The sequence below is a fragment of the Paenibacillus oryzisoli genome, assembly GCF_001653565.1.
Classification (GTDB): Bacteria; Bacillota; Bacilli; order Paenibacillales; family NBRC-103111; genus Paenibacillus_E; species Paenibacillus_E oryzisoli.
This window is the reverse complement of record NZ_LYPB01000072.1, coordinates 110428-136113: the sequence shown is the minus strand read 5'-3', so window position 1 is coordinate 136113 and position 25686 is coordinate 110428. Positions and strand designations below refer to the sequence as shown.

27 protein-coding genes are annotated in these 25686 nt (G+C 45.6%); 3 read left to right on the top strand and 24 right to left on the bottom strand.

The genetic code is table 11. The features are described from left to right. Positions 1 to 51: 51 nt before the first annotated feature. From A8708_RS18080 to A8708_RS18000, 17 genes are all read right to left on the bottom strand, one after another. On the bottom strand, positions 52 to 384 hold the full coding sequence (locus A8708_RS18080) for a BlaI/MecI/CopY family transcriptional regulator (RefSeq protein ID WP_420848579.1): 333 nt from the start codon (positions 382 to 384) through the stop codon (positions 52 to 54). 183 nt (positions 385 to 567) lie between these two features. Then, positions 568 to 1377, bottom strand: coding sequence for an ammonia-dependent NAD(+) synthetase (gene nadE, locus A8708_RS18075; protein ID WP_068665913.1), 810 nt, complete (start codon positions 1375 to 1377; stop codon positions 568 to 570). Positions 1378 to 1395: 18 nt separating this feature from the next. Beyond that, positions 1396 to 1866, bottom strand: coding sequence for a hypothetical protein (locus A8708_RS18070; protein ID WP_157264857.1), 471 nt, complete (start codon positions 1864 to 1866; stop codon positions 1396 to 1398). 71 nt (positions 1867 to 1937) lie between these two features. Then, positions 1938 to 2375: a BrxA/BrxB family bacilliredoxin gene (locus tag A8708_RS18065; protein WP_068665909.1), complete on the bottom strand. Its 438-nt coding sequence runs from the start codon at positions 2373 to 2375 to the stop codon at positions 1938 to 1940. Between the two features lie 130 nt (positions 2376 to 2505). Further along, complete coding sequence (locus A8708_RS18060) at positions 2506 to 2895, bottom strand: DUF3905 domain-containing protein (protein ID WP_068665907.1); 390 nt, start codon at positions 2893 to 2895, stop codon at positions 2506 to 2508. Continuing rightward, the gene (locus tag A8708_RS18055; protein ID WP_068665905.1) at positions 2892 to 3905 is read right to left on the bottom strand and encodes a prolipoprotein diacylglyceryl transferase; all 1014 of its coding nucleotides are present in this window, start codon (positions 3903 to 3905) and stop codon (positions 2892 to 2894) included. The genes A8708_RS18060 and A8708_RS18055 overlap by 4 nt, the downstream gene beginning before the upstream one ends. A 680-nt stretch (positions 3906 to 4585) precedes the next feature. Then, positions 4586 to 7642 carry a beta-galactosidase, LacZ type gene (gene lacZ / locus A8708_RS18050; protein WP_068665903.1) on the bottom strand — a complete coding sequence of 1019 codons (3057 nt, stop codon included), beginning with the start codon at positions 7640 to 7642 and terminating at the stop codon, positions 4586 to 4588. Positions 7643 to 7693: 51 nt separating this feature from the next. After that, positions 7694 to 8518: a carbohydrate ABC transporter permease gene (locus tag A8708_RS18045; RefSeq protein WP_068665901.1), complete on the bottom strand. Its 825-nt coding sequence runs from the start codon at positions 8516 to 8518 to the stop codon at positions 7694 to 7696. Next, entirely contained in the window at positions 8515 to 9381 is an 867-nt protein-coding gene (locus A8708_RS18040) for a carbohydrate ABC transporter permease (RefSeq protein ID WP_420848575.1), read from the bottom strand. The genes A8708_RS18045 and A8708_RS18040 overlap by 4 nt, the downstream gene beginning before the upstream one ends. Positions 9382 to 9505: 124 nt before the next feature. Next, positions 9506 to 10813 carry an ABC transporter substrate-binding protein gene (locus A8708_RS18035; RefSeq protein ID WP_068665898.1) on the bottom strand — a complete coding sequence of 436 codons (1308 nt, stop codon included), beginning with the start codon at positions 10811 to 10813 and terminating at the stop codon, positions 9506 to 9508. A 180-nt stretch (positions 10814 to 10993) separates the two neighbouring features. Further along, the gene (locus tag A8708_RS18030) at positions 10994 to 12793 is read right to left on the bottom strand and encodes a sensor histidine kinase (protein WP_068666016.1); all 1800 of its coding nucleotides are present in this window, start codon (positions 12791 to 12793) and stop codon (positions 10994 to 10996) included. 2 nt (positions 12794 to 12795) lie between these two features. Further along, a complete protein-coding gene (locus A8708_RS18025; protein WP_068665896.1) occupies positions 12796 to 14346 on the bottom strand; it encodes a response regulator transcription factor in 1551 nt (516 codons plus the stop codon). 177 nt (positions 14347 to 14523) lie between these two features. Then, positions 14524 to 15210 (bottom strand): PspA/IM30 family protein, encoded by a 687-nt coding sequence (locus tag A8708_RS18020; protein WP_068665894.1) that lies wholly within the window; start codon positions 15208 to 15210, stop codon positions 14524 to 14526. Between the two features lie 3 nt (positions 15211 to 15213). Then, positions 15214 to 15708, bottom strand: a complete 495-nt coding sequence (locus A8708_RS18015; RefSeq protein WP_068665892.1) for a PspC domain-containing protein — start codon at positions 15706 to 15708, stop codon at positions 15214 to 15216. Continuing rightward, complete coding sequence (locus A8708_RS18010) at positions 15677 to 16372, bottom strand: PspA/IM30 family protein (RefSeq protein ID WP_068665890.1); 696 nt, start codon at positions 16370 to 16372, stop codon at positions 15677 to 15679. The genes A8708_RS18015 and A8708_RS18010 overlap by 32 nt, the downstream gene beginning before the upstream one ends. A 50-nt stretch (positions 16373 to 16422) precedes the next feature. Continuing rightward, a complete protein-coding gene (locus tag A8708_RS18005) occupies positions 16423 to 16719 on the bottom strand; it encodes a LiaF transmembrane domain-containing protein (RefSeq protein ID WP_068666014.1) in 297 nt (98 codons plus the stop codon). A gap of 223 nt (positions 16720 to 16942) precedes the next feature. Then, on the bottom strand, positions 16943 to 17650 hold the full coding sequence (locus tag A8708_RS18000) for a 3D domain-containing protein (protein ID WP_068665888.1): 708 nt from the start codon (positions 17648 to 17650) through the stop codon (positions 16943 to 16945). A 275-nt stretch (positions 17651 to 17925) separates the two neighbouring features. On the opposite strand from A8708_RS18000, the gene A8708_RS17995 reads away from it, so the two are divergent. Both A8708_RS17995 and A8708_RS17990 read left to right on the top strand, forming a co-directional pair. Then, complete coding sequence (locus A8708_RS17995; protein WP_068665887.1) at positions 17926 to 18258, top strand: ArsR/SmtB family transcription factor; 333 nt, start codon at positions 17926 to 17928, stop codon at positions 18256 to 18258. A gap of 48 nt (positions 18259 to 18306) precedes the next feature. Continuing rightward, entirely contained in the window at positions 18307 to 18837 is a 531-nt protein-coding gene (locus A8708_RS17990) for an SRPBCC family protein (RefSeq protein WP_239696757.1), read from the top strand. 147 nt (positions 18838 to 18984) lie between these two features. On the opposite strand, the gene A8708_RS17985 is transcribed toward A8708_RS17990, so the two are convergent. Genes A8708_RS17985 through A8708_RS17975 form a run of 3 tightly spaced genes read right to left on the bottom strand, consistent with a single transcriptional unit; the run spans position 18985 to position 20920 of the window. Beyond that, positions 18985 to 19668 carry a hypothetical protein gene (locus A8708_RS17985; RefSeq protein ID WP_068665885.1) on the bottom strand — a complete coding sequence of 228 codons (684 nt, stop codon included), beginning with the start codon at positions 19666 to 19668 and terminating at the stop codon, positions 18985 to 18987. Next, the gene (locus tag A8708_RS17980) at positions 19665 to 20561 is read right to left on the bottom strand and encodes an ABC transporter ATP-binding protein (RefSeq protein WP_068665883.1); all 897 of its coding nucleotides are present in this window, start codon (positions 20559 to 20561) and stop codon (positions 19665 to 19667) included. Before A8708_RS17980 ends, A8708_RS17985 begins: the two co-directional genes overlap by 4 nt. Beyond that, on the bottom strand, positions 20561 to 20920 hold the full coding sequence (locus A8708_RS17975) for a GntR family transcriptional regulator (protein WP_420848574.1): 360 nt from the start codon (positions 20918 to 20920) through the stop codon (positions 20561 to 20563). The genes A8708_RS17980 and A8708_RS17975 overlap by 1 nt, the downstream gene beginning before the upstream one ends. A gap of 408 nt (positions 20921 to 21328) precedes the next feature. Here A8708_RS17975 and A8708_RS17970 point away from each other — a divergent pair, with 408 nt between their 5' ends. Continuing rightward, the gene (locus tag A8708_RS17970; protein ID WP_068665881.1) at positions 21329 to 22342 is read left to right on the top strand and encodes a metallophosphoesterase family protein; all 1014 of its coding nucleotides are present in this window, start codon (positions 21329 to 21331) and stop codon (positions 22340 to 22342) included. 673 nt (positions 22343 to 23015) lie between these two features. On the opposite strand, the gene A8708_RS17965 is transcribed toward A8708_RS17970, so the two are convergent. The 4 genes from A8708_RS17965 to A8708_RS17950 all read right to left on the bottom strand — a co-directional run bounded on the left by A8708_RS17965 (position 23016) and on the right by A8708_RS17950 (position 25374). Next, the gene (locus A8708_RS17965; protein WP_068665879.1) at positions 23016 to 23246 is read right to left on the bottom strand and encodes a hypothetical protein; all 231 of its coding nucleotides are present in this window, start codon (positions 23244 to 23246) and stop codon (positions 23016 to 23018) included. A gap of 39 nt (positions 23247 to 23285) precedes the next feature. Further along, the gene (locus A8708_RS17960) at positions 23286 to 24368 is read right to left on the bottom strand and encodes a CHAP domain-containing protein (protein ID WP_239696756.1); all 1083 of its coding nucleotides are present in this window, start codon (positions 24366 to 24368) and stop codon (positions 23286 to 23288) included. A gap of 194 nt (positions 24369 to 24562) precedes the next feature. Next, a complete protein-coding gene (locus A8708_RS17955) occupies positions 24563 to 24838 on the bottom strand; it encodes a hypothetical protein (RefSeq protein WP_068665877.1) in 276 nt (91 codons plus the stop codon). Between the two features lie 77 nt (positions 24839 to 24915). Next, complete coding sequence (locus A8708_RS17950) at positions 24916 to 25374, bottom strand: hypothetical protein (RefSeq protein ID WP_068665875.1); 459 nt, start codon at positions 25372 to 25374, stop codon at positions 24916 to 24918. Positions 25375 to 25686: the final 312 nt, after the last annotated feature.

The window sequence follows — 25686 nt, the reverse complement described above, 5'->3', positions numbered from 1 at the left end:
CATTCCTAGAAGTGGAACCTTGCTGAAGCACTGCCCATTTAAGGTACCTTATCATTTGCTTTTACCATCTAGCATATCTCTTAACTCCTTGATGTCTTCCTCCGACAATTGTTCCTCTTTCAAAAAATTAACGAGCATCGGCTTAAACGCCCCACCGTAAATCCGTTTCAGAAAAGATTGCGTCTCCGACTTCACACACTCCCCCTCAGACACTAAAGGGAAGTAGGCATACACTCTGTTCTCTTGCGTAAACGATATGGCTTGCTTCTGCGCTAACCTGTTCAACAAAGTTCGAATTGTTTTGGGTTTCCATTCTGTCCGCTCCTGCATGGCATCAATAACATCATTCGCCGTGCGTGGTGATTCGTTCCAGAGCACCTTCATGACTTCCCATTCGGCATCCGTAATATGTGGGACCGTCTTCACTTCGTTTCCTCCTTTCAGTTGGATTACAACTGTAATACACATTGAATATTACAACTGTAATCCAACCTTGTCAAGCTCTGCCGTTGGAGAAATAAAAAGAGACCATCCCCATTAAACATGGATGGTCTCTTATCGTATTGCTTAAATTCCCGGAATCGGCACACGCTTATGCTCGGTTTTCCTGTATTGATTCTCCAGCTTCTCTTGCACAGCTGGATCAATTTGCTTGCCTTCGAGGTAGTCGCTGTTATCACCGTAGGTGATACCGAGCTCGTCCTCGTCGGTTTGCCCGTCCCAAAGCCCAGCTGTCGGGGCTTTGTCCAGCACGCTTTGCGGCACGCCGATCTTCGCCGCAAGCGAGCGTACTTGTCGCTTGTTCAGCGTGCTCAGCGGCGTGATATCAACAGCACCGTCACCGTACTTCGTATAGAAGCCGGTGACCGCCTCTGAAGCATGATCCGTGCCCACGACGATCAAGCCGAGTTCAAAAGCCAAGGCATACTGCATAACCATGCGTGTACGTGCCTTGATATTGCCTTTGCCTCCGCGGCTCACGTGCTGGTGAACGCCGATATGCTTGAGTCCGTATTCGACTTCGATGGCAATCTCGTCGACGGACTCTTCGATGTTATTCTCGATTTGATACTTCAAATCGAAGGCTTTCGCCACCGCGTAGCTATCCTCGATGTCCACTTGCTGGCCATAAGGCTGGAACACGCCAATAGTTTTGTATTCTTTGCCTTTTTCCGCTGTTAGCTCGTCAGTAGCTTGCTTACATAGCCCTGCCGCCACCGCGCTGTCAATACCACCGCTGATTGCAATCAGCAAGCCGTTTGCGTTGGCGCCCAGCACGTAATTTTTCAGAAAATCCACACGCTTGCGAATCTCTTCATCAATGTCAATTTCCGGTTTAACGCCAAGTTTTGCGATAATTTCAGCTTGTAAGCTCATGCAACTCTCCACCTTTATCTATATTTTGGGAATGATGCCTTCATTGAGATCTAGTATAGACTTTCGGCTCCCAAATTTCAAAGTGTAATCTGCAGTAATTACAAAAAACGGAGGCTGAACCTCCGCGATGGCGAGGAGGGAGCGTTGGTTTGCGTGGAGATAGTCGATTATTTCGACTTGCGGGAGCCAGGCTAGCTCTTTTCCTCTCTGTAAGTCGATTATTTCGACTTGCGGGAGCCAGGCTAGCTCTTTTTCTCTCTGTAAGTCGATTTTTTCGACTTGCGGGAGCCAGGCTCGCGCTTTTCCTCTTTGTAAGTCGATTTTTTTGACTTGCAGGAGCCAGGCTAGCTCTTTTCCTCTCTGTAAGTCGATTTTTTCGACTTGCAGGAGCCAGGCTAGCTCTTTTCCTCTCTGTAAGTCGACACTTCCGTCTATCGCTCCTGCATTGGCCCCTGCTCTCTGGTGTAAGTCGATTATTTCGACTATCACCACTCTCGCTCCCAAAAAGAAAGAGCCCACCTGCTCATCAGCAGGTAGGGCCCTTATCGTCCTTGCATATATTATTTGCAATATTGTTCAAAAGCACCAATCAAATCGCCAGCAATCATGTCTGCGGAACGATCTTCAATTTGGTGACGTTGAATGAAGTGAGCTAGCTCACCATTCTTGAACAACGCGATGGATGGGGATGATGGCGGATATGGCGCCAAGAATTCACGCGCTTTTGCCGTAGCATCCTTCTCTTGACCTGCGAACACTGTGTATGTGTACGTAGGTACGGTTTCGTTCTGAAGGGCTTTCGCAACACCTGGACGACATTGACCAGCTGCACAGCCACAAACGGAGTTCACGACAAGCAGCATCGTGCCATCCTTGGATTTTTCAATTGCTTCTTCTACTTGCTCAGGAGTCAGAAGCTCCGTAATACCCAGACGAGTCAAATCTTCTCTCATCGGTTTAACCATATCTTTCATGTAGGAATCAAAAGACATTGCCATATGTGCCACCCCTTAGGATTTGATAGTTACTCTTAAAACGTAATGACTACAATTTATATTATACATCCGTTAGCGGTGAAAGCAAAGTCCAATGTCCCAACTGCTTGGCATAGAAATAAAGCGAAAGCTGTTAGGCTTCCGCTTCATCATTCTTTTTGCTAGTCGTTGCTTCAGCCGTCACAGAGGACACATTCTTATCTGCATGGGTAAAAATACCACCTTGCGGCGCGACGCCCTCTTCAAAAATCTCCCGATTCTGGGCGCTTTGAAAGCCAACATCCTTAAAGGGATGCACCCATTGGTCTCCCGCCATATCCTCGGGATTCGTACTCGATGTCCACTGCTCCAAAGGGGAGTTCTCGGATTCATAATCATGATCTCCGATGGTTACCCCAAACTCATTCACAAATGGGGCTCGTGGACCTCTTCCCTGCTCAAATTGAGGCAGGAATTCAATCTCGTAGGGATCAAGCTCACTCTGATCCTTGGATGTGGTCGACTTCTTCTGATCCTTACTCATGTGGATGGGCGGTTGGGGCCATCCAACTTTTTATCATAGCCCTCTTTACTTGCAGGTTTTTTATTGCGTTCTTGATTTTGCTGTTCTTGCTGGATTTGCGTTTTGGAATCGTTCTGACTCATATCCATCAGCTCCCTTCTGCCCGTAGTATGTGACAAAATAGGGAGGTTCATTCCAATAATCATCATGAGTAAGTTCAATAACTGCCCTGTAGTAAGATATACCGCAGTAGGCTCCGCCAAAGCAAAAAAGCTCGCAATCATCCCCGCTGCCCCCCCATAGAACAAGGTGTGTTTCAACAACATGCCTGTTCCTAGAACCGTTGTCGAACGCGCTACCCAAAGTTGCTGCCATACCAGTAATGGTACTAATAGAATGGCCAGATACGCATGATGGGGATGAAACCTCGATACCGTGCCTTCTACGCCAATCCCCCAAGGCAACGAGGTTGGCAGTCCGAAGGAAGGTGTTAATGCCGCATAAAGGAATATGGCTAACGCGGCACCGACCGCCAGCAAATCAAGTAAAACTCGCCAAGCCATACCGTGTTTACGCACCTGATACGATAGATAGATATAGGCTAGCACGATACCTAACAGGATCTCCATCTTAGAGCCCGCTGTCAGAAGCAGCTTCATCGGGCTCTCCCATAACAAGGAAGGCTGCGTCAGCAGACTGCCCAAGCGCCAAGTAAAGAACACGATCAAGACCGCATTTAAGATCACATCATCCAAACCTCTTACAGGTACCCGAGCAACCTCAGGCTCTTTATGTACTTCGCACGCTTCACACACTTTAGGTAATTCATGCACATCACTTACTCCACGCTCTCCACACTCTTCAAGCACATCAGACTCTTCACGCACTCCAGCTTCTCCGCGTTCTCCCACTACCCCATTCCAACGCCGCAATACACGCCTCATCAGCCAAAATCCGAGCACACACGCCAGTAACAAAGCAACTAATTTCCCCTGTAATTGCAACGGTCCGATGGATACCACTTCAGGCATAAATAACCTCCAACTCTTGTTACCTATACGAAATATTCATGCACTTAACTTTCGACAAGGAGCTTACTATTTCCTGGGAAATTGTCATAAGAGCGTAAACGTTTGTCCTATTCCCTCGAAATTACTGGTGATCTACCACAATTCTACATGAAAATCATCGTCGGTGGATCATCATACTTATCTTACTCTTAGCAGCTACTATGCAAAAAAAGGCGTGCACATTAATCGACTGTTAGCAGAGTCGCAAGACACGCCTAGTTAACGCCCTTTCGGGCCGTTAACTCCGCGTTCTTGCTCGGCGGCGACCTGGCGCGGCGCTTTAAGGCCCCTTTCGGGCCTTATCTGCGCTCTCGGCGCAAGGCACGACCAGTTAACGCCCTTTCGGGCCGTTAACTCCACGCTCTTGCTCCGCGGCGACGCGGCGCGGCGCTTTAAGGCCCCTTTCGGGCCTTATCTGCGCTCTCGGCGCAAGGCACGACCAGTTAACGCCCTTTCGGGCCGTTAACTCCACGCTCTTGCTCCGTGGCGACGCGGCGCGGCGCTTTAAGGCCCCTTTCGGGCCTTAACTGCGCTCTCGGCGCCAGGCACGACCAGTTAACGCCCCTTTTGGGCCGTTAACTCCTCGCTCTTGCCCTTCGATGCGCCAAAAAGGCCGCCAAATGGCAGCTCTTTCACTCATTCTATGCTTCTGTAGGTACGCTTCGACTAGACAAGAAGAACTCAAACTGCAGCTCTTGATCCGCTGAAATCTGATATTCAGGGTGAACTGGTGCGCCCCAGCTGTCATCGCCGCCAACACCCATTTGTTTGCCCGCAACGGTAACAACTGTGTAATGAACGTCCGGCAACTCGAAAGCATGATCCGCATGCTCCAGTTCAAATGCCGTATACGGAGACAAATTGCACTCTACAGGTGCTAATGGATCTGATTGAATCGACAATCCGATGCCAGACACATCCGTCACATTCACGCGGCGGACACCCGTACGATTGCCAGATTCCTGTGGAACCAGGTAAGGCGTAGGCAATTGCTCTACTTGCCGGCTGAATACGCCTAAGCGAGCTCCGAAATTGCGGTCGATATAGTTTTCTTCTGGCCCCATCGCATACCACTCGGATTGACTGTAATCCGCAGACATCTTGAACGATACAGCGAGTATCGGCAAATTGGGCAGACCCGCGGCACCCTTGTACTGCGTATTCACGCGAATCGTGCCATTGGCTAATACGGTGTACGCGATGCGAACGGACACATCCGTGTGAATGCTGAACTTGTAATCGAAAGTAACCGTTGCAGAATCTTGTTCTTGGCGTATCTCCCAATTGACGCATTTGCGCGCCAGACTGGCAGCATACCAAGCTCCGGCCGTAAAGCTCATTGCTGTGCCCTTATCATTATCCGTCGTTGCCCGCCAAAATAAAGGCGCGGGCGGCGTCGCGATCATTTCGCGGCCCTCGTATTGAAGCGAAACGAGCGATCCTACTTGTTTTGAGAAAATAGCGATGAAACCTTTCCCTGTCACGCTCATATTAACATCACCCTCAACGACGATGACTTCGCCAGATGGCCGTTCATGCAGACGACTTGCCCCAACCATGAACGTCGTTTCTCCAAAAGCCATCTCTAATCCCGCATCAGCCCATAACGTAGCCTCTCTTAGCACCAAAGAAGCTTGAATGCAGTACTCACCCGGCGTGCCTTCAGCATTCGGCAATTCAATCGGCAGGCTGAATTCACTCTGCGCCTCGACTTCGATATTCGCTTGCCCAGAAGCAATCTCTTTCCCCTCGTGGAAAAGACGGTACAGCAGTACCACATCATCTGTATTCGCAAATAAATTCTCGTTCACGATACGAATATGAGTACGCGTTGGTTCTAGCTTGATATTCTGATACAGGAATTTGACTTCCTGCATTTTAGGTGTGATTTGACGATCAGCAAAGACAAGACCATTGCCACAGAAGCTGTAATCGGTTGGACGATCCTTGAAATCACCGCCATATGCCAAAAATTCACGGCCGTTCCGATCCTTTTTTACAATTGCCTGGTCGATATAATCCCAAATAAAGCCACCTTGATACATCGGGTATTTGTTCTCAAGCTCCGTGTATTTATGAAGGCCGCCGACGGAATTCCCCATGGCATGCATGTATTCGCAGCTCAGATACGGCTTATCAGGCTGACTATTGAGATAGGCCTCAATATCCGCTGGCTTCGCATACATGCGACTTTCCATATCGCTGGTCGCCCCATAATTACGATCGTAGAAAACTCCTTCGTAGTGAACCAATCGCGTAGGATCTGTCTCGCGGAAATAGTTAGACACATTAAGAATAACTTGCCCCGCATAGGACTCATTCCCACATGACCAAATGAGAATCGACGGATGATTCTTATCCCGCTCCACCATCGAAATCGCGCGATCCATGACGATGTCTTGCCACTGCATATCGTTACCTGGAATATTCCAGGACGGCTCAATAGCGCCCATCTTTTGCCATGAGCCATGCGTCTCTAAATTCATTTCATCAATAACATAGACCCCGTACTCGTCACAAAGCTCATACCAAAGCGTCTGATTGGGATAGTGAGACGTCCTCACTGAATTTATGTTACTGCGCTTCAGCGTTTGAATATCCCACAGCATATCCTGCTTCGTAATCGCTCGCCCGCTGCGAGAGTTAAATTCATGTCGATTGACACCTTTGAAAACAATACGTTTCCCATTAATGCACATCAGCTTATCTTTCATTTCAAAACGGCGGAAACCTACCTTCTGGACAATGGCTTCCACTACGTGTCCGCTCTCATCGTAGATCGAGATACAAGCGGCGTATAAATAAGGAATTTCCGCACTCCAAGGCTGAACAGAACCTGCTGAAAGGTTGAACGTTAAGTTTCCTCCACGAAACTCCCCTTCTTCTGAGAGAATCACACGCCCTTCTGCATCCTTTAAGTCAAGCTGAGCACGAACGGATTGCGCATGTTCATTGCGAAGCTTGAGTTCAATCTCCAGCAGCCCCTGCTCATAAGCATCATCCAAATCGGCCTTCACACGCATATCCCAGACATGCACGTTAGGCACCGTGTACAAATAGACCTCGCGGAAAATACCCGACATCCGCCAGAAATCCTGATCTTCCAACCAGCTTCCAGTGCTGCGCTGATAGACCTCAACAGCCAGTTTATTCTCCCCTTCATGAATGTGAGGGGTTAAGTCAAACTCGGCAGGCGTAAAGCTATCCTCGCTATAACCGATAAATTTGCCGTTCAACCAGACATAGAAGGCCGATTCGACGCCTTGAAACGAAATATAGACAGGCTTGCCAACCATCGTATCTGGCAAATCAAATTTTTTCACATAGGAGCCAACTGGATTATGCTCTTGTGAAATATGAGGAGGACGAAGCGCCTCGACACCATCCCACGGATACATCGTGTTAACATATTGCGGCTGCCCCCAGCCTTGCAGCTGGATATGACCAGGGACTTGGATATGTTCCCAGCTGTTGCAGTTATAATCCAGTTGATAAAATGATTGCACACGACTTGCGGGGTTAACCGCATAACTGAATTGCCAGCGCCCGTTCAAGCTGTGCCGCATGTCCATCGGTGCACCTGCCTCTGCAGATGCCATTGTATGATAATAGCGATGATCCGAATGGGCTTCCAACCGGTTTACTTTGAATACTCGTACATCTTGCAGCCAATCAAGGCTTGGTTCTGAATGTTTCATGTCTCTATGCCTCCCAAAAAATAAGACCCACGAAGGGTCTCTAATTGCATACTATTTTACAGAACCTACCATACCGGCAACAAATTGTTTCTGCATTAAGAAAAATACGAGCGCCGTCGGCAGTGTTGAGATCACAATAGCGGTCATGATCACCCCGAAATCCGGTGAGTAACTTGATCCCAAGTTGGATATTAGCAATGGGATAGTTCGTTTCTCTGGTGTTTGCAAGACAATCAGCGGCCACAAGTAATTGTTCCAGCTCGACATGAAGGTAATGATAGCGGCAGCTGAATATGTTGTTTTCATCGTTGGCATGTACACACGGAAGAACAACCCTAACTCTGTCAATCCATCAATACGCCCAGCTTCCAGCAGCTCCCTCGCAAACATTTTCGTGCTTTGACGGAAGAAGAAAATCAGAAACGCTGTTGTAAAAGTCGGCAGGACGACTGCGTTCATCGTGTTGATCCCAATAATGGGTACTGCACTAGATAGGCTAGAAAACATTTGGTAAAGCGGAACCATCAACGCCGCGAACGGAATCATCATGGAAACCAGCAGCAGATTGAACACGATGTCCTTAGCTTTGCTTTGATAAATTTCGAAGGCATAGCCCGCCAGCGAAGCCACTAATAAGGCTAAGATGGTTGTCGTTAACGAGATCTTCAGGGAATTCCACAGTGCAGGAATGAGATTAATTGATTCTGTTAATTTATGAAAATTATCCATGAAATGCGATCCTGGCAGCATCCGGCCCTGCGTAACGTCGACAGACAGATTCGTGGAACTGATAACCATCCACAGGAATGGGAAGATGGATATTATCGCCACAGCCGTAAGGAAAACATAGATGATTGTACGTCTTAGAGCTATCATTTTTTATCACCCGCCAATTTGATTTGAAGGACAGATAACACAATGATCATGACAACAACCGAGTAGGACACTGTTGCTGCATAGCCAAAATCAGGTGTGTACTTAAAGGAAAGATTGTAGATGTATTGCGATATGGAGAGGGTAGCATTACCTGGTCCACCCTTCGTAATATTCATAATCTCGTCGAACAATTGCAAAGTACCAATTGTCGAAGTAATGGACGTGAAGAGAACAATGGGTTTAAGCATTGGGAACGTAATATGGAAAAACTGTTTAACCGGAGAAGCTCCATCAATACGAGCTGCTTCATAAATCGAGCTATCAATATTCTGCAAAGCGGAAAGGAAGAAAATCATATTATATCCAGTCCAGCGCCATGTAATGGCAAGGATAATCGTAATTTTCGCCCAGAAAGGATCGGAAATCCATGCGATAGGCTGTGAAATCAGGTGAATCTTAATTAAAGCCATATTGATTAGACCATCGTTGCCAAACAAGTATTTGAAAACAACCGAGTAGGCAACAAGTGAAGTTACGCAAGGCAAGAAAATCGCTGTACGGAAAAAACCTTTGAAACGAAGCTTGCTATCATTTAACAATACGGAAATCATCATCGACAGAATGATCATGACCGGCACTTGGATAATCAAATAGATAAACGTATTCTTAACGGCGGTCAGGAAGGTCTTATCGCTAAAGAGCCGCTTATAGTTGCTGATCCCGTTGAAATGTAGATTAGCACCCGCGCCTGTCTTAAAGGATAGCAGCAATGCCTGAATCATGGGATAGAAGTAAAACAAACATATCATCAATACGGCAATAGCGATAAACAGCCATCCCGTAAGCTTTGCACGGCTACGCATCGAGTAATTCATTAGATTTCAAATCCTTCCATTATTTACGATGAAAAATCGAAACGCTGTCCCCCTGCTTTGCATATTTCGCAATTCAGAGGTCAGCGTTCCATAGGGTAATGGGAAGAGAAACTTACTTAAGTTGGGATTCCGCTTGGGATTGAGCATCACTGAATACTTTCGCGATGTCTTTGCCCTTCAGGTAGTTTTGCATCTCAACTTTGAGAATATCTTCAATCGCATACGTATGCAGACCATAGTTGACTTTAGGAATTTGAGCCGTCCATGTTGCGAAATCAGAAATCACCTTTTGACCTCCGAAGAAATCGTCGGCTTTCGTATAAGCTTCACCTTGCGCAGCAGGTTTATAAGTACCGACAACCCCTACGTCAGTCACTAATTTCTGATACAAATTCACATCAGAACCAAGTGTTTTACCAAGGAAATCAGCTGCTGTATCTTTACCAGTGGAGTTCAATACATACCAGGAGCTTCCCCCAAGGTTAGATGCATTAACGGAAGTAGCAGTATTCTTCAACTTAGGAAAAGGAACAACTGCCCATTTACCGGATTGATCCGCTTGTGACTTAATCGAAGGTGTAATCCAGTTACCTGTCGGAACAGAAGCAACTGCGCCGCTGTTGAAACCAGCTAGGAAGGAATTCCAATCCGAATTGATTTTAACAATGTTCGCGTTCATGATTTCTTTGTATGTCTCAAAAGCTTCTTTCAATACTGCGTTATCTTTCAGATCGGGTGTTGTACCATCACTTTTCAGATACCAAGCGCCACCCGATTGAATCATCATACGGATTAAACCAAGGTCATTAGGATCTTGTGTGAGCAAGTCTTTCCCTGTTTTGGCTTTAACCGCTTTACCGACTTCAATGAATTTCTGCCAGTCAATATTTTTCAGATCATCGACTTTATAGCCAGCTTGTTCCAAATAATCTCTGCGTACATATAGACCAGTTACACCGGAGTCAAACGGTACACCGTATTGTTTACCGTTCAAACTTGTTGGACCTAACTTGTACTCAGCGAAATCCGAAGCTTTAATGGATGCGGACATATCAGCGAATGCATCTGGATATGTTTTCAAGAAGCTCTGTGCACGGTAATCTTCAATCAATACAACGTTAGGCAGGCCTGACTTTGAACCGGAGTTCAAACCCGTGTTCATCTTTTGAATAATGTCATCTTGTGCATATTCGACAACATTGATTTTCACATCAGGATGATCTTTCGCATAAGCGTCTTTCGCTAAGTTCATAGCCGCGATATTAAAGTTCTTATCCCAAGCCCAAACCGTAATTTCTTTACTCGTGCTAGCAGCACCGCCGCTAGGCGTAGTCGTCGATGATGTATCTGACGAATTACTTGAACATGCCGCCAAAAGCATAAAACTTGCAAGTAAAACCGTAGAAATTTGCTTCTTCATATGATCCCCCTGATGATTTGAATTTGTAAGTGCTTACTTATAGATAATATCATTTGGGCAAATCGTCTTGTTAGAACGATATTTACTGAAATTAGCGTTTTTATTGTATCTGCAATCCCTTCCTCCCTTGGTCATTTGTATTATTTTTATATTTTGTATTTATTTTAGTTTTTTATACTTCTATGTGTATTGTTCTGTCCGCCATGGAAGGGTAATCGATATTTTGGTTCCTTGTCCCAACGTGCTTGTTATGGCAACTCCGTATTCTTCTCCGTACAAAAGAACTAAGCGATCGTGCACATTACGAATACCAATTCCTGTGAACAATTGCCTTGCGCTTGTGGGATTCGGTATCTCATCTTCCTGACTCGAAAGTTCCATGCCATCCCCATTATCAACAACTTCACAGAGCAGCGTATCCCTCTCCTTCGTGATGATGACATAGATATATCCTGTGCCTTTCTTATTAAAAGCATGAAAAAAAGCATTCTCGATAAAAGGTTGCAGCATCAAATTAGGCACTTGTGCAGGCATGCAGTCCGGTGAAATAAAGTAATCGACCTTAATCCCTTGGCCATAACGAATCTGATTAATGAACACATAATGTTTTAAATTCACCAATTCCTGCACAACAGGAATCGTTTCTTTGACATTGCTGATGGTATTCTGCAGGAGAGAAATGAGCGCATGAATCGTTTGGGTGGCCGTCTCTTGGCTCCCTCGCTTGACAAGAATGTTCACAGAGGCCAGCGTGTTATATAGAAAATGCGGGTTAATCTGCTGCTGCAGCGCGGCTAGTTCTGCCTTACGCTGCTCTTTCTGCGTATCCACAAGCTGGCTAATATAATCATTTAATTCATCGAGCATAAAATTGAAAGATCTACTAAGTTCCCTTGTCTCGTAGGTCCCCGTTACCGCCATATAATTGTGGAAGTTCTCCTTCGTCACTGTAGACATTTTCTTAACAAGCCTTCGCAACGAAAGCGTTAATCGCCGGGTGATCACATATACAATGAGCACGGCAATAATCACGATGCCCGCGACAATGAAGAAAATCGCTTTTCGATTAAGCATTTGACCTAGTGTCAATTTTTTATCAATGACATTCATGATGTAAAAGTCATACAAGGGCAAATCTCCGGCTAACACGATGACGTCCTTATCGAACATCTTCATTTCATCCTGAGCCAGGCCCTGCTGCTGAATCTTCTGGGCACTGCCTAAGAGCTCTTTCGATGTCGTACCGATCAGCTCGACTCGATTGCTTGAAACGATCAGCCCCTGACGATCCAAGATCATCACATCATTCCCATCACTTGTAAAACTAGCATAGATGGATCTTACATCGCTTTCTTTCTGGATGATATACAGCTGGCCGTACCCCTCTTGACTGACAGGATCGATCAGCGCTTTCGTGGCAACCACACCTTGATCTCCACTACTCGGCGCTGCTTCACCCAAGTAGCTGTACAACAACCGTCCTTGCTGCTCACGCGACGCTCGTGTAACCGGATTTCCCTCTAAATCTGCCAAAGAACCGGACCAGTAGGTACGGTCACTTATATAGCTTTTGCCATTGACACCCGAAATGATCATCCCGATGTTCTTGGCACCGATCCCCAACTGGATTCTTCTCATCTGTTCACTCATGTCGAAGGTCACTTTGTAGTTGGTTACCGAATCGGTATCTCCTTCCGTTAGAAATCGTTTAATCGCCCCACTTTGGGCGGCGTTAATGACAATATTTACATTCGAATAATGAATGGATTCCAGACCGCTTTTAATCTGTTCAATGATTTTGGAATTCGTGATACTAAAGGTATGTACGAATAGCTTCTCTGACATTTGTACGGTAACCCACGAGGTAGCCACCGTAACCGTAATCATGCTGAGTACCATGACAAGGAACAACTTACTGAATAAACTTTGATCGGCGATTTTTCTTAACCATGCCCCCATACGTCCTATGATTCCCTTCATCTTCATTTTTTGCGATAGTGGCTTGGTGAAGTCCCCATCAACTTGCGAAACACCTTCGTGAAGTAACTATGATCGGAGTAGCCAACAAGCGCGCTGATTTCTGAAATCGACATCTGCGAGGTATCTCTTAGTAATTCACACGCACGCTCAATCCGAATACGATTCAAATACTCATTGAAGCCTTCTTTATTATGAATGGTGAAATAATTGGATAGGTAAGAAGGGTTGAAATGAAACTGTTTGGCTACTTCTGTCAACGTCAGCGGTTCCGTAAAATGTTCATCCAAATACATTAGAATCTTTTGTATACCTGGAGCGCTCGTTTTGTTGCCTGTCACACAGTCTGTCGCCTCATTGAGAAACTTAGCTAGAAGAGCACGCACTTCCCCGATATGCTTGGCTTCATGAATGGCACGGAAATACTCATACTTCGCTTCATCCAGCGTCCTAGCCTCATAGTGAAAGTGCAGTAAAGCGACAATAATATTAAATAGGCTGTGGCCTAGAAAAGATTTAAACTCGAACATATCCGTATCCAACCTGCCAGGCATGGACGCTACATAACGGCTAAGACGCTCAAAAGCTTCTTGAAAATCTTGATGATTCAGTTCGGCCGCAAATGCTTCTGAATCAAACGTATCACTATTCTCTTCCTGTTCCATCAGTTCATCAGCGAAGAGCAGTTGTTGATCCGATAGAAAGAATCGATGATCCAGCACTTTGAGAATATCCTGCGTATACACGTCATGAAGCTCTTCGACTCTCTTGAAGCTTTGACTAAGCGCCACATAGAATGAGGAGCCCCCTCTCACGCCAGCATCCACCACTTGTTCACCTACATGAATGGCATCCATTCTGCCAGCATCCTCTGTATTCAGCAAAAACCGGATATGGCTGTCTTGATGGGAAAGACGACGAATGATAAATGGCTGCCCCGCATCCTGAACCAATCCTTTCAGCAAGGTTTCGATCCATTCCTCGTTTCGCTTCATCAACGAAGAGGATGAGCTCTCTTGTATATCTGCAACGAATAAAATAAAACAAGGATATGGGAATTGCGTGCCCATCTCCGCACTATCTATCTCCATGGCATAGCCAGAAATCAGCTTGTCCAATACGTAATCGACAGACTGCCCCTTATCATTCCTAAATTCCATGTGTCGAAAGGCCGGCATCCCCTGTACAGTCTTCTTCAATACAGCTAACAGCGAGTTCGCGTCTAATTTAGGCTTTAATAAATAATCAGCTACACCGTTCTGAAACGTAGAGCGGACATACTCAAATTCACCGTAGGAACTGAGCACTACGATTTCGATCTCCGGATATAGGCCTTTCACAACTCGGACCAATTCCTCTCCACTCATGACCGGCATAACAATATCCGTCAGGATCAAATTGGGTTCGAGTCGCTTGACCATGTCAAGTGCATCCTGGCCGTTAGAAGCTTCACCGACGATCTGGAATCCTTCGCTTTCCCAATCGAGCAGGTGCCTGATTCCTTGACGTACTAGCATCTCATCATCAACTATTAATACCTTGCAATACGTCTCCATGACTGACTCCTTTGTGGACTATACATAGCTTCCCACTTCTGGATTGAACAATGTATCGGTCTCTGTCGGATTTTATAGTTAATTGTACACGTTAACGAGCTTGAAGCAACAATCTGCCCGTACACAGGAAAAAGCCCCTCACCAGGAGGGGCTTTCCGCACTTCACTATCCAAGCTGCTATTCAGCAGTCGGACCGTTTAATTTCTCTTTGAGCAGGTTCAATTGCTCATCTACTTTCGCTTGCTTCGCTGTGTCAATTGGCGTATAGCTGCCAACTCCACCCGCAGGTACATATGGCTTGCGAGCGATCTCGGCCTCAACTTCAAGCTGGATGATCTTCTCTTCCATCCGTTGGAAACCGCGGGATGCATTGCCGCTTTCGATTACACCGTTGTAAGATACTTGTGCCATTTGTTTCTTAGCTTTCGCTAATTGAGCACGGGATACAAGTTCGTTACGTTTGTTGCGCATTTTGTAGAACTCGTCTTTCATTTCGTGTAATTGCTGTGTCAACTCATCTGCATGTGCTTTCGCAGAAGCATGTAGATCTGTGTACTCAACAATTTTATCTTCGTGGTACAATTTCTCTTCAACAGCTTGGCGAGCAATCGCTTCTTGACCGTTCTTGATCGCTGCGGATGCTTTCGCTTCGCGGTCAGCTACTAAGCGAACGGATTCCTCTAGGCGTTGCTTCAGCTTGCGCTCACTTGCGATTTGGCGAGCAACCGTTACTTCAGCTTGAGCAATTTCTTGCTCCATATCGCGAAGATATTGGTTCAACATTACGATTGGATCCTCGATTTTATCTAATACCTCGTGAATTGAAGCTTTCGTCATATCTTTCATTCTTGTGAATACACCCATGGTTTACACGTCTCCTTTTTTACTATCCAATGTTTGTTTTTCAAACCGAGCGACTTTGGCTCTTAGTTCATCAACTTCTCTTTGAAGGGCTTTCTTCTCAATGTCCTTCATCATTTCATCGATGTTATTCGTTGGTTGGCTAGCTTCATAAGAAGCATACTTGCTAGTCGGCTGTGGAGCTTGGCGGTGGTTATGATGATTATGGTGGTTATTGTGGTTATGGTGGCTATGGGATTTATGATTCCATGCTCCCCCTGTATAGTTGTGACGATCATACGAACTTGCATAGGGGTCAAATGGGGGCTGATCAAACCCGGGTTCCTTCGGAATAACAATCGCCGCTACAAAGTAGACGAAAATGACGGTGCCTCCGGTGAAAAACGTGGTGATCACGACTAGTAAACGTAACAATGTGACATCTACATTCATGGCTTCTGCAAGTCCCCCGCATAGGCCCGTTAATTTCTTATCTCTTCGTGAGCGGTATAGTTTGTTCATGATCCTGTGTTCCCTCCTGTTTCAGTCTATTGCGAAGTGCTTCCATTTCCGCATCTACAGCCGGGTTGCCCCCACTGTAGAAGCTTTCGCGACCCATCTTCCTAACATCGCGAAGCGTTCTGGCATGCAGCTCCATATCGGATACGCGCTCTTCCAATCGGCCGAACATCCGCGGTGCCCCATCTTGTGCGACATTGCTGCGAGCATGCATTCGCTGCTGCAAGCGAGCGGACTCCATACGAGCCAAGTAGTAGCTTCGTTTGTCTGCGACTTCTTTGTAATCTGCCTTCAGTTGTTGCAGCTCCTCATCCAGTTCCAGGATGGACTGCTTCGCCTGCTCATACAGTTCATGGTATTGCGCACTCTTCTCTTCGGCTTGCAATTTCTCTTGCAGCACGATGCGTGCCATATGTTCTTCGCCAGCCTTCAGAGCCAGCAGCGCTTGATGCTCGCGCTTTTCTTTCGTTTCTAATGCGGTTAAATATTGCTGCCGAAGTGATGCTGCGTGACTTACGCATTGCTGATACAGCCTTTCAGACTGCACAAGCTGCTCACGTTGGTTCGCTAAGTACTGGTCAATCAAGCGTACTGGATCTTCCGACTTCTCTAAATGCTCATTCAAAGTTGCCACGGTTATATCTCTCATCCGCCTAAATAGGCTCATCTTCACTCCACCTTTTTCACACTCTGTATTCGACTCTTGTACGGCTTACATTAAGCTGTTCTTCCTTTTAACATAGAAAATCCATATCCGATTAACCCGATTGCTAGAAGGATAATAATCCAACCTGCCAGCTTGCTTACTAGAATGATGATCCCGATACCGGCAATGACCCATCCTATTTTCTTATCATTCTTAATCCCTACGTAACCCAGTCCAACCAAGATGAGGGGGATCACATATCCCATCACCGATCCAATAAAGTCTCCTAAGTGAAAGCCTAGCTTATTGAATAAAATCAGTGCGCCGAATGCGATTAGCAGAGCGGCTAAACCTGTATTTCTTTTCATCGTTTCGTCACCGCCTTTCATTGTTTGTCGTCGTCTTCTTCATGTCTTTATTTTAGGTAAAATCGCATCTTTCCAAAACGGACCGTGGACGGTATTTGCTCCTAGACCTTAGTCGGGGTGGGTCTACGACCTGTGATAGACGGGCATCCTCTTATCTGAACGCTGTTACTATGCAAAAAAGGAGCTGCCCATGGGCAACTCCTTTCATCCAGCGCATTCAACCTTACACGGTTTCCCTATCTAACACGTACACCTTCACGTTCTTTTTCACGCCAAACTCCTGTGCTTGGCCCAAATCATTCATGAAGACATCTATGCGAGAGCCGCGAATCGCTGATCCGATATCTTCCGCTTTTCGGATACCAATGCCTTCGATGAATACTGTTGATCCTAAGGGAATAACGGCTGGATCTACAGCAATCGTACGTCCCTCCTTAGCTTTGATACCACTATAAGTGATGCCGTATGTAGGGTGAGAGGCTTTTTTGCCTGTAGACTCGAAGCCCGCAGTGTACGCGGTTAGCGTTGTGTTAATGACTTTCTTGATAATTTTGGGCTGTGTCTCGGATGAGGTAGAAGCTAAAGAGACAGATGGAATAGTTAGACTTTGCCCAACCGTCAATTGATTCGGATTCGATATAGCATTGGCAGAAATGAGGTCATCGACAGCGATTTCAAAACTTTTGGCTATCTTGAACAGGGTATCTCCTCGGCTCACTTTGTACGTTGTCGTTGCCAGCTCGACTGCAGCGGCAATTGGAGCTTCAGCTGTTGAAGTATCCAAGCTTTCATTTGACGAGGCCACGTAGACAGGTGACATAGACATATCATCAAAGCTCGACGGATACGAATACGCCTTGGATTGCATAAACCACAAACCAAGCAACACGATGAGGGATAAGGTCGATATACATAGTTTACGAAAGGTCATAGTTATAGCTCCTCCTAGAAAAAAATTAATAGAGTTATAGCTACTAGACTCGGCTAAAAGCAAGGTTTCTATACATTTCCTATGAAATTAATGATAGATACATAGAACCATGACGAGAGAAGAACGAGGGTTATCCCCGTATATTTCCACCCGATTCTGTTCACGATAGTAAACCTATACTTGATGTCGACAAGCCATAGATGCGTTCGATATGACACATTTCCCTTCTTAAATATTCCTTGACAGGAATATTCCATTTCGGTTATATTCAATACATGAATAAGATATTCAGTGCTCTTGCCGAACCACATCGGCTGCACATGGTTGAGCTTTTGCGAGACGGCCCCCTAACTGTAGGGGAGATCGCAGGGCGGCTCGGCCTAAGCCAGCCGCAAGTCTCCAAGCACCTGCGCGTCCTTAGTGAGGCAGGACTTGTAGATGTACAGCCCATAGCCAATCGAAGGGTCTATAAACTTCGACCGCAGTCCCTTCAAGACATGGAGAACTGGCTAGGTTCCTTCCGTCGCCTATGGGAAACACAGTTTGATCGCATGGAAGCCTATTTACAGGCGCTGCAAGCCAAAGAATCGAAGCCGACTGACGAATAGTCGGTCCTGAACTGAATAACACATTTTAACGATGGAGGAATGGTCATTATGAAACAAAATGCTTTTGAAATGACAGGGAATGGTAATGAGGTTCAACTGGAGATTACACGTATCGTGAAAGCACCGCTTGAGCTTGTTTACAGTGTATGGACACAGCCGGAGCATCTGGCAGCATGGTGGGGGCCGACAGGTATGGAGTTGACCGTGAAAGCGTTGGACGTTCGTCCAGGGGGCCTATTCCATTATGGGATGAAGAGCCCTGAAGGCTTCGAAATGTTCGGAAGATTCTCCTATCGCGAAGTAGAAGCTCCTACGAAATTGGTTTATGTCACTTCGTTTGCAGATAGCGAGGGGAATATCATTCGTGCACCATTCAGCCCTGTTTTCCCACTAGAAATCATAACTGAATTAACAATGACTGAAGAAGACGGCCATACCATTATCACCATGAAGGGCGGCCCGATCAACGCGACAGAAGAAGAAATTCAATTCTACGCTTCGATGAAAGGTTCCATGGAGCAAGGCTTCGGCGGAACATTCAAACAATTGGATGACTACCTGGCGAAGTTGACAGCTTAATAGACAAAATAAACAAATACTCCGTCCTTGAAGGACAGGAGCGTTTATCTAGAAATTCAGCATAATTAGTAAGTAAAACTTATCAATTCTGATATTTAAACAAAGAGCCTTCAGAAGTAAATCTTCTGAGGCTCTTTTCGTGTACTTTTATACAGCTGCTCTGCGCAGCAATCCGTAGGAAATGACCATGCAGACGCCAACCATCGGGATCATCCACCAGAATAAGTCCATATAGTTATTGGCTATCCAATGGGCGACTTCGACCCATAGTCCGAAATGCGTCATCGTATAGGACGTGATTGTCCCTAGCAGCAGAACCGCTGGAAAAAAGATGTACATGGATACGGCGCCAAAACGGCGATGCAAGCTCGAAATGGTAAATCCAATGAAGTACAAAGTAATCAACAGGATGATATTAATTCCCAGTATGCCGATGAACGGTAGATCACCCAGAAACTTAATTTCAAATAAATGCAAATTCACATTCCAGCCATCCGTTGCTTGCTCAATGACGGAGAGTATGGTTATCGCAGTCCCAGAAATCACATTTACTAACAGGACAGCTAAAGCTGTACCGAAGAAATAATCTTTTCTCCGAATGCTAAGACCGATCGCGAATGGGAACGTTTCTTTGAGCGTAAGCGTGCCTGTAATCAATGTATAGACAAAGATAGACGCAAGCGCACCCGTATTAATAACCTCGCCATCATTCAATGAGGTAGCAATTACAGCATTCACCAGGAAATTAACGCCTAGAATGGCCCATGGAATTAGAAACCACGTAAACTTGTTCCTCAGATGCATCTTTACGACTTGGTTGACTCGGTTCATAAAGATTCAGCCCCCTTTCCCGCCACTTGCGTGCGTGTCAGATTAACGATTAACTCTTGGATGGAAACCGGCGTAAATTCGAGTCCTAATTCTTCGGCGTATTTACGATCTTCCACGGAAAGAGCACCGATGATCGTCGCTGTTGCAGCAGAACCGATTGCGGATCGCTCCAATACTTCTTTTCCCCGAGTGAACGCGTCTACGGCCGATTTCAAACCAGATACTGTACAAGCACGGCCGCGTAACGCATCGGCATCCTCATCCAGAATTAATCTCCCATTATCGATCACGAGCACATGCTCCAACAGACGACTCACTTCATCAATCAGATGTGTAGAAAGAATGACTGTACGCGGGTATTCTGCGTAGTCAGCCAGCAAGCGATCGTAGAAAAGTACTCGCGCAACTGCATCCAAACCGAGATACGGCTCATCAAAGATCGTCAATGGCGCGCGGCTTGCAAGCCCTACGACAATTCCTACGGAGGACAGCATGCCTCGGGACAGCTTTTTTATTTTCCGTTTGATCGGAAGTCGGAAATCTTCAATTAGTGAGTTGGCATAGGCTTCGTCCCAGTTCGGATATAACGATTTGGCCACTGCCATGACATCTATAATGCGAAACGTGTCCGGATATTTCTGACTCTCTTTAATAAAACAAATTTGATTCAGCACCTTACTATTCTCAAAAGGCTCCTCGCCGAACACTTTAAGCTCTCCGCTAGTCGCAAACTGCTGGGCGGAGATCATATGCATGATCGTCGTTTTGCCTGCGCCATTTCTGCCGAGTAAGCCATAAATTTTGTTAGGCTCAATCTTAAAGCTTACATGGTCCACAGCCGTCACTTTACCATAGGACTTCGTCAGTCCTTTTACCTCGACAACGTTCGTCATTATGCTTTCTCCCCTCTCCGCAGCATCTCCGTTAATTGCTCTACCGTTATGCCCAGCTTCTCGGCTTCTCTCACCATCGTCACGACATACTGCTCATAAAAGAGTTCTTTCCGTTTCTCCATCAGCTTAGCCCTCGCTCCCTCCGCTACAAACATCCCAATGCCACGCTTCTTGTATAAAATCCCTTGGTCTACCAGCAGGTTAACACCCTTCGCTGCCGTTGCCGGATTGATCTGATAAAAGGCTGCAAATTGATTCGTAGAAGGAACCTGCGATTCTTCCGGCATGCGTGATTCGATAATATCATCTTCAATCTGCTCTGCGATTTGCACAAAAATCGGGCGGCTATCATCCATCATAAATCCCACAATTCTCACCACCACTTTCGTCACTACATTGGTTAGTTACTCATGTAATTAACCATACAACCAATTAACATTGAAGTCAAGCGAATTACAAAAATTGGGGGGGTAAATAATTTCTTTTTTTCGGGGGAATACCAGTAGGGCGCGGGGTAGGAGCCGGAAGAGGCAAGATTATGGGCACACAATGGTTACAGAGACGAGTGTTATGGTTAAAGAGAAGACATACAGCAAATTAATTACGGTAATTCCCATGAGAAAGGTTGGTATTCTATGTTCCTATCTATCATACGGAGTAGTCTCGTTGTTATGTTGGGGCTGGCGTTAATTAACCCCCTTGGGCAAGGTACAAAGTCTTCTCGTGCGTCACAGCATGCTCCTATAGAAGAGGCGTCGCAAACCGCGATGGCACATGAGGATTCACAACTTCCTGCTGCGCAAGGGGAGGCGCCAACCGATAATGCCCAGGGAGAGCTGCAAAGCGCGGCTACACAAGGAGAGCTGCAGACCGTTGCTCAAGGCGAGATGAAAACCGCTGCACCGCTGTTTTCCTTCTCGGTGATGAGCGACGTTCATGTTATCTCGACGAACTCGTCTTCCCAACTGCTTCTGCGGCAAGCGCTCGCGGATCACCATGAGCTGCGCCCGGATAGCAAGCTGCTTGTCCTGAACGGAGATCTCACGAATGGTAGTGAGAGCGATTACCGCAGCTTGCTGGGGCTGCTTAGCCGCCAGCCTCATGCCCCTGTGCAGGCGACCATGGGCAACCATGAGTACTACGGCGTGTACCGCGCGCCGGACGGCAAGATGGATTACACGAAGATGAACACTTCGTGGACAAGCCGTGATGCGGTCGCGTTGTTCGACCGCATGATGGGATATGACAAGCCGTATCACGAGCTTGTCGTGGAGGGCTACCGCTTCCTATTCCTTAGCGGGGAAGCGTATAGAGATGTGGACGCATCCATCAACGAGGATGCGTATCTCTCACCCGAGCAGCTCAGCTGGCTGAGCGAGCGGCTCACAGCGGCGAGCTCGGCGGATGCCGGCAAGCCCGTGTTCGTGTTCCTCCACCAGCCGCTGCCGCAGACGCTGGATGGGACCGATCAGGAGCTGGGCGTCGTCCAGCACAAGGAACTGCGTGCGCTGCTTGACGCGCACCCGAACGTTATTTTGTTCAGTGGGCACACCCACTGGAACGTGGAAACGACCAGCCAAGTGAAGCAGCTGAAGTTCCTTGCCGCTTCCAGCGCCTCCGTCCGCGAGGTATGGAGCGCCAAGAACGAGCCTGAGACGCAGGCGCTCAGCCAGAGCCTGATCGTCGACGTCTACCCCGAACGCGTCGTCCTTCTGCGCCGCGAGCATACGGAGAAGCGATGGATCGAACCATCCATCGCGAAGGGGTACGACGTGAAGTAGCGATGAGTTTCCTCAGCGCTACGCCATCATCATTTCGAACTGGTCGGCTGTCAACTTAATCGGAATTCTGGAAGTCTGGGAGTGTTGTGCTGGTGCTGGGACTGTAGGGAGTGCTGGGAGTGTTTGGCTGAAGTAACCCGATTTTGCCCGCTTAACTCTGCATGTTGACGGTGTTTGGCTACTTTAGTCCGATTTTCCCACTTAAGCCGCGTGTTGACAGGGTTTAGTTGATTTAGTCAGACTTTACCCACTTAATTCCGAATGATGATGGTATTTAATTGATTTAGTCCGACTTTGCCCACTTAAACCACCCATATCCAGGTTTCACCGCCGTAATTGGCAAATTAGTTTGGTATAATCGGACTAAAATAGCTTTTAGGGCCGACTAGGCTATTTTAAGTGGGTTTTTCCTGACTATTTCTTCGAGCCCTGTCCACAGCCTAGCTAGCACCGTTCGTACACGAACTGAAGAAGCATCAACAGAAGCAGAAGCCTCCATTGCGTTTGTTATTCATGGTGCTTTTAACTTTCCATGTGATCGATGAGCAAGCTGCACAAGAACAAGATATTCCGGCTTTTGGGAATGCACTGGTTTTAAAATAACAAAAGGGAACAGTTCACTGTGACTGAACTGCTCCCCTTTTTGTACTTGCCCTATCCTATCCTATCGGATTTAACGTAAAAGACTGACGACGACGATTATCGCACCAAATACCATTAATAGTGAGAAGAATACATATCCGAATGCTTTCAGAGGACGCGGCATTGTATGGAGATCAATTTTCCCAATTGGTCCTCCACCTTCAACATTTTGGATAGAACGAAGATTCTCATCAACAAAATTATCGTTGTTATACATTTTCAACTTCTCCGGCTGGGTCTCGTGGATTTTAGTTTCACTCATTTCATATCCCCTCTCAACCTCATGTATATGCGATAATGCTTAAAAAGGATTGTAGTCCCCACTAAAGCGATATTGATAGTTATTGTCGATTCGGATATAGCCTAGAATACAATGCCTTCTATCCCTGTAAAAAATGCTGGAGTAATTAGCATTATCCCTGTTGCCTTCAGCAACCAAAATTTCTTTTTCGGTGACAGCAAGAACAATCCCAATATGATCATGTGCTCGGTCCGATAGAAGCTTATCGTATATGACGATGTCACCGCGTTGAGGCGTAAACCCAGCCTGCTCGTCACGATGGAAGAACCCGGTTTCGGGTAATTGAGACCACTCCAGCCATGCACCTACGCCAGCAAACCTATGGATCGCATTCGGATACCGAATAGGCAAAAGAAATCCAGCCAACCTACATACATGGTATACAAAAGAGGCACACCAACTATTCCTCAGAACCGTATATATATTCGGATCCGGCCAATATTTACAAATTTCCTGATATCGCTTATCCCCTGGTACCCCGACTATTTCTTCCCCTGCAAGCATCTCTGCAATGTCGGCCAACTTTCGACGTTTCTCATCGTTTGGTCGCGATCTCGTTTCCTCATCGGCAAGGATCATCATCTCCTCTAGTGACTCACCAAGAAAACCAAGTTCACTAAGTAGCTTTTCTAAGCGTTTTACATCCGTTCGAGATAATTTGCAGACGGTACTTTGAAAATACAACTGAAGTGTAATCGCATCCTTAATCATTTCTTCATAGGGATCATAGCTTCGACTGTTATCTTGCTGGTAGAAGATAGACCGAAGTACCGTAAGCTGCTCTTCTTTGGTGAACATCCCTGTATCCCGTAATATTACTCTCGCTGTTTCAGCACTATTAGGACCAGGAAACTCAACGATTCCAGTTTTGAAAAAATAATAATCATGAAGCAGTCCAGCAATCGCTGCTAGTTCTTGATTATGTCCTCGCTTCATGGCGAGCATTGAAGAAAATGTAGATACGCCATACAGGTAGACTGCTGCTTCCTGTCTTTTAACCATACTTTCAATGGAAAATAACATTTCGTTAACAAGTATTTTAATACTGTCAAGCCGAGTATTCTTCTTCCACTCTATGATCAATTAGTGGCCTCCTTGAACATAAAATGAGGTTTCTCATATTTATATCCTTATCTTTTTACCTATCCTAAATATTAGGACGTTGCAAATAGGTTGCTATTATTTTTCTTCGAAGTAAATCATCGTATCTCACTTGAAATCCGCAACGAGAACAATATTTCATAGTCCAGGCCTATCGGCCACCGTTAGGTTATCAACTAAGCATAGTACCCGCCCTTAGAAAGGTACTCATAATGTTCAAGATAATGCTTGTATATCTTTCCGAATACCCTATTCGCCATAGATTGTGATTGGTTATCGTTCTTTCGTTTGACTACTTCATCCATCGGAGTATTCATAGAAGTTTCGCCACTAACTAACTTATGGAGGTCAACTTCAAATGCCCCATCTAACTCCCTCAAGCAATTTCCATAGCTATACTCAGCAACAGTTCCCCTTACTGCCACTAATTTAAATTCTAAACAAATAGCCATTTCATAAGCCTCGTTCCTCTTGTTTATAACAACTATCCCACAAAAACTATACGAGTTTGGTTTTTTGGGTGGATAAATTAGCTCCTGTTACTTAATTTATTGTAGTGGCTCACTACATTTACTACATCGTTGACATTATTTAAGTCGATTGTTCTTCTAAGCTTCATACTCCAACAACATAAATTTAAGGAATCGCATAGCAACCTGCATATTCGTAGTGCTTCAGTGATATTACCTTCTTCTTTATAAATATTAGTTCTAACTGATATGTCTTCCGCTTTTTCAGCCAGCGTTCCTGAATTCAACTCAATTTCAACTTTGTAAGTTCCATCATTGTAGATAAAATAACATTCATTATCAAAAGAAAAATAAGATTTTGATGATGGGTCATTTATTATGTAAATCGAGTTTTGGAGCTCTTCGACTGCTTGAGCAAAGTCAAAATTATTGAACCCAACAAATTCAATTTCATCTTCGGTCATGTTTGGTTCATTTCCGAATGGATACAAAATAAATTGATAATCACCTAATCCCATGAGTAGCACCTCCGAGAAAATATGGAACACACTTTGGTTATTTTGTAGATTAAAATAACGAGGCATATAAGTAACTAATTAATATTGTAATTAACACAATGATCAGACTGGCGAGCCATCCAAAAATGAAAAGACCTAGACATGCACTAAACATTTGTTTCCCGAAACTTCTTTTTTCATCTGATATCTTAATAGTTAAGACAGAACCTATAAATATTAAAAAGAATAAAGTCCAAAAAATACTCTTGAATAGATATATGGTTCCGCCATATAAAAATGATGCTAAGATAAAATAAAATATTGATATTTTCT